Source organism: Chloroflexota bacterium (genome assembly GCA_014360805.1).
GTDB lineage: Bacteria > Chloroflexota > Anaerolineae > DTLA01 > DTLA01 > DTLA01.
On the sequence record JACIWU010000141.1, the window covers coordinates 1 to 3508 of the forward strand.

Sequence of the window (3508 nt, forward strand, 5' to 3'; positions counted from 1 at the left end):
AAAAACGGGCGCCGCCGCATCCACGAGCGGCGCGAATCCGCGCGAATGTAGACACGTAGGGCGGCTTTCCATAGCCGCCGAAAGCAGTGGGGAGCCGCACGTGGGGAGTTGTAACCACGAATGACGCGAATCCACGCGAATGGGGAACGTGCGTGGAGAACGTGCGATGCACCTCCGAGGTGCGTCGCACGTTGGGAGTTGTAAACGCGAATCGCGCGAATCCGCGCGAATGTAGACACGTAGGGCGGCTTTCCATAGCCGCCGAAAGCAGAGGCAGGTACGAAAACCTGCCCTACCCTCTTTGCGTTTCATGCTGCCGCTCATCGGCCTGATAAGTTTTTGCAGAAATACATGCCTATTCATGGATGGAAGCCATTGACAGGATTGTTATCTTTCGTGTACAATATGGGCACACACCACACCTGTTTGGCCTGCCGATGGGAGAGCGGCAGTGGCGGAGGGGGAACTATGCTGCCTTCGGCTATCCTCGGGTTGGTCAACAATGCGGCATTACTCTTGGCGCTTGGCGTGCTCTACGATCTGCCGGGGTTCGGCCGCCCGCGCGGTAGACCCTCTCTTCGGCAGGCGGCCACCGGTCTCGCCCTGGGCGGCATGTGCGTGGTCATCATGCTCAACCCGTGGCAGTTCGCCCCGGGCGTGATCTTTGACACGCGCTCGGTGCTGCTGTCGCTGTCGGGCCTTTTCTTCGGACTGTTTCCCACGGCGGTGGCGGCGCTGGTCGCCGCGGCCTTTCGGCTGTACCAGGGTGGCGCGGGCGCGTTGACCGGCGTCATCGTGATCGTCGTATCGGGGGCTATCGGTGTCCTGTGGCCGCGCGTGCGGCGCAGGACTGTGCACGAGATGCGCCGCCGGGAACTCTACCTGTTCGGTGTGGTCGTGCACGTTGCGATGCTGCTGTGCATGTTTACACTGCCGTGGCCGCTGCATCTTCAGGTTCTGCCCGCCATCGCTCTGCCGGTCATGCTTATCTACCCTGTGGCTACTGCGCTCATGGGCTGGCTTCTGACCAACCGCGAGCGGCGCCAGCGCGCCGAGGCCGACCGGCAGGCGGCCCTGGATGCGCTTCGGGCGAGCGAGGCGCGGTTCCGCGAACTCTTTGCACGCATGAGCAGCGGCGTAGCCGTCTATGAGGCCCTGCCCGATGGCGCGGATTTCATCATCCGCGACCTCAACGACGCGGCGGTCCGCATCACCCGCGTGAAGCGCGAGGACGCGATAGGCCGCCCTGTTACGGAGGTCTTTCCCGGTGTACGCGATTTTGGCCTGCTGGATGTGTTCCGGCGCGTGTGGAAGACCGGCGCGCCCGAGCGCCACGCCGCTGCCCGATACGTGGACGACCGCCTCGCCTTTTGGGCCGAGAATCATGTGTACAAACTCCCCTCAGGAGAAATCGTGGCCATCTTTGACGACATCAGCGAGCGCCGCCAGGCCGAGGCCGCCCTGCGCGACAGCGAGGCCCAACTCCGCGCCGTGTTCCACAGTTCCGCGGACCTCATCACCATCGCCGACATGGACACCGGCGTCTATCCGGATGTGAACGACGGCTTTCTCCAGGCGACCGGCTACGCCCGCGACGAGGTCATCGGCAAGACGGGCGAGGACCTGCGTCTGTGGTGCGAACCGGACCAGCGACGCGAGGTGATGCGGCGACTGGCCCAGGGCGAGGCCGTGCGCAACGAAGAGGTGTGGTTCCGAAAAAAGGACGGGACAGAGTTCGTGGGCCTGCTCACCGCCGAGATCATCCATGTTGCGGGGCGCGCCTGCCTGTTGTGCGTGGTGCGCGACATCACCGAGCGCAAGCGCGCCGAGCAGGCCCTGCGCGAGAGTGAGCAGCGCTATCGGTCGCTGGTGAACCTGTCGCCCGATGGCATGTGGGTTCATCGGTACGGGGAAATCCTGTTCGCCAACCGCGCCGCGGCGGAGATGTTCGGCGCGCAAAGCCCCGATGACCTCATCGGCAAGCAGGTGCTGGACTTTGTAGCGCCGGAATTCCACGAAATGGTTCGGGAACGGATGATGCGGGGGCAGGAGGAGCGGGAGCCCCAGCCGCTGATTGAGGAGAAACTCCTTCGCCTGGACGGGACCGAGTTCTACGCGGACGTGTGCTCGGTGCCGATTGAGTGGGAGGGCGCGCCGGCGGTGCAGGTGATCATCCGCGATACCACCGAGCGCAAGCAGATGGAGGAGCGGCTGCTGCAGGCGCAGAAGATGGAGGTGGTGGGGCGGCTGGCCGGCGGCATCGCCCACGACTTCAACAACATCCTCACCGCCATCACAGGCTACGCCACCTTCGCGCTGGAGGCCCTGCCCCCGGGCGACCCCGTGCATGCGGACGTGGAGCAGGTGATCCAATCGGCCCAGCGCGCCGCCAACCTGACCCGCCAACTGCTGGCCTTCTCGCGCCGCCAAATCATTGAGCAGCGCGTCATCAACCTCAACGACCTGATCCTGAACCTGGACAAGATGCTGCGGCGACTTATCGGCGAGGACGTGGAACTGGTAACCATCCTGGGCGAGGGCCTGGCCCGAGTGAAGGTCGATCCCGGCCAGATAGAGCAGGTCATCGTCAACCTTGCCGTCAACGCCCGCGACGCCATGCCCGACGGCGGCAAACTCATCGTTGAGACGGCGAACGCGGCGCTGGGCGCGGAGTATGCCCACCGACATCCGGGCATGGAGCCGGGCGACTATGTGATGCTTGCCGTTACCGATACCGGCGTGGGCATGACCGACGAGGTGAAGGCGCACCTGTTTGAGCCATTCTTCACGACGAAGGAGCCGGGCAAGGGCACCGGCCTGGGCCTGGCGACCGTGTACGGCATCGTGAAGCAGCATGGCGGCAACATCTACTGCGACTCGGAGCCGGGCAAGGGCACCACGTTCAGAATCTACCTGCCGGCGGTGGAGGCCGAGGCCGAACGGCTGCCACGTCGCGACGAAGAGGGATTCATCCCAGGCGGCACAGAGACGGTGCTGGTGGTGGAAGACGAGGCGATGGTGCGGGACATCCTCACGCGGACGCTGAGGGAGCAGGGGTATCGCGTGCTGGAGGCGATGGACGGCGAGCACGCGCTGCGCGTGGCGGACGAGTACGCCGGCGAGATTCACCTCCTGGTAACCGATGTGGTGATGCCGCAGATGAACGGGCAGGAACTCAGCGAGCGGCTGGCCGCCGTGCGCCCCGGAATCAAGACGCTATTCGTGTCGGGATACACCGACAACGCTATCGTGCGCAAGGGCATCCTGAAGCCGGGGGTTGCGTTCCTGCAGAAGCCGTTCACGGCGGCGGCCCTGGCCCGCAAGGTGCGGCAGGTGCTGGACCTGGACGACATGGGGTTGTAGGGGCATCCCCCACCCTGGGCGGCGCGGGGTGGGGTTTGCCGGTAGATAAAATGGAAGGGCTGACGACCTTGTTGTACAATCGCGGGTTAGTGGGGTGTTCCACCCTATCCGCATACAACTTATGGCATTTTGCCAAGGAGGTCAG

1 protein-coding gene is annotated in these 3508 nt (G+C 64.6%); it reads left to right on the top strand.

Annotated features, from left to right (window positions below):
- The first annotated feature begins 468 nt into the window (after nucleotides 1-468).
- Nucleotides 469-3363: a PAS domain S-box protein gene (locus tag H5T65_14000; GenBank protein MBC7260340.1), complete on the top strand. Its 2895-nt coding sequence runs from the start codon at nucleotides 469-471 to the stop codon at nucleotides 3361-3363.
- Nucleotides 3364-3508 lie beyond the last annotated feature (145 nt).

Excerpts from the sequence above, each read along its gene's own strand:
- H5T65_14000 (MBC7260340.1), top strand. The coding sequence starts at position 469 with ATGCTGCCTTCGGCTATCCTCGGGTTGGTCAACAATGCGGCATTACTC.